Annotated in this window: 2 protein-coding genes; both read left to right on the plus strand. The window is 69.8% G+C overall.

Annotation, left to right across the window (positions count from 1 at the left end; genetic code table 11):
• Positions 1-363: rhodanese-like domain-containing protein (locus tag CVM52_RS25600; RefSeq protein ID WP_276308669.1), on the plus strand; the 363-nt coding region annotated here is incomplete at its 5' end.
• Positions 364-366: 3 nt separating this feature from the next.
• On the plus strand, positions 367-1,577 hold a 1,211-nt coding region (locus CVM52_RS25605), incomplete at its 3' end, for a tetratricopeptide repeat protein (RefSeq protein ID WP_133120007.1).

The raw sequence follows: 1,577 nt of genomic DNA on the forward strand, positions 1-1,577 counted from the left end.
GGCGCGGCCACGGTGAACACCGCGGGTGTGGCCGGGGCGCTGGCCGCCGGGCAGCAGATGCTGCTGATCGACGTGCTGGGCGCGGCCTACAGCCTGCCGGGCGCGGTGGTGGCGCCAACGCTGGCCTCGCCCGGCAGTTTCGAGGACCGGATCCAGCAGCAGGCGGCGCATTGGCTCGACAAGGTCACCGGCGGGCGGCGCGATGCCCCGATCGTGCTGTATTGCAGCGATCCCAATTGCTGGCTCAGCTATAACGCCGCGCTGCGCACGGTGGCGGCCGGCTATACCAATGTCTATTGGTATCGCGGCGGCTTGCAGGCCTGGCAGATGGCCGGGTTGCAGGTTGTGCCCTCGGGGATGTGAGCGGTGAGGCTGCGCCGCGCCGCCGCCGTTCTGGCCGCCCTCTGGATGCAGGCGGCGGTGGCGCAGACGGACCTGGCCGCGCTGAACCAGGGCGCGTTGGACCGCTTTGTCGCCGGCGATACCGCCGGCGCGGCCGAGATCGCCGAACAGGCGCTGGCCGCCGCGCGAGCGCGCCCCGATGCCGACCCGAACGCGCGCGCCACGGCGTTCAACAACCTGGCCTTCCTGCTGTCCACCGCGCTGGATAGCCCCGGCCGGGCCGAAGAGCTGTGGCGCGAATCCCTGCTCTACATGGGCAAAACCGGGCACACCGCCCATCCGGCAAACCTGACCACCATGGTGCAGCTGGGCGAACACCTGGCCCGGCGGGGGCAGGCCGACCAGGCGCGGACGCTGCTGGAACGGGCGATGCGCCTGGCGCGCGAGACCGATCTGCAGGGCGCGGTGGCGGCGGCGCTGACGCGGTTCTACCTCGACACCGGCGCCTACCCGCAGGCGGTGGTGGCGCTGACCGAAGTCACGCTGACCCAGCCCGAGTTGATCGAAGGCGTCTATGGCGACCTCTACACCCGATTGTCGCAGCTGATCGAAACCGCCGAAGGTGACGGGCGCTGGCAGGACGTGGTGCCGCTGATCGAGGGCAAGCTGCTGGTGCTGCGCCGCTACTACCCGCTGGACAACCGCGATCAGGCAATGCGCAACCTGATGTTCAACCGCTATTTCGCGCTGGTGCAGATCGGCGATTATGACCGCGCGCGCAGCCAGATCCTGGTGTGGAAAGCCACCGGCACCCTGTCGCAGGACGAACAGGACTTTGTGCGCAACATGCGCGACATCGCCCTGCCACTGGCCGAGGGGGCCAATATCAACACGCTCGAGCGGCTGGAAACCGTGCGCATGGCGGCGCTGTTCGCGCTGGCGGTGGATGATACCGCCGATCCGCGGCTGGCGCTGGCGCTGCGAACCATTGCCACCGCCGAGGGCTATTTCGGACAGCATGACCGGGTGGAAGACACCCTGCGCCAAGGGATCGCCCTGCTGGAACGGTCCGAACAGGGCCGCCGGCATCTGCACTTGCTCTATGACGATCTGGCCTGGGCCGCCTATCTGCGCGGCGATCCCGACCGCGCCGAAACCCTGTTTGCCCGCAGCGACGCGGCGCAGCAGGCGGCGCAGGCCCTGGGCCCCGACCCCGAGGCGCCGCTGGACCTGGC

Origin of the sequence: Pseudooceanicola lipolyticus (genome assembly GCF_002786325.1) — a bacterium.
Lineage (GTDB): Bacteria > Pseudomonadota > Alphaproteobacteria > Rhodobacterales > Rhodobacteraceae > Pseudooceanicola_C > Pseudooceanicola_C lipolyticus.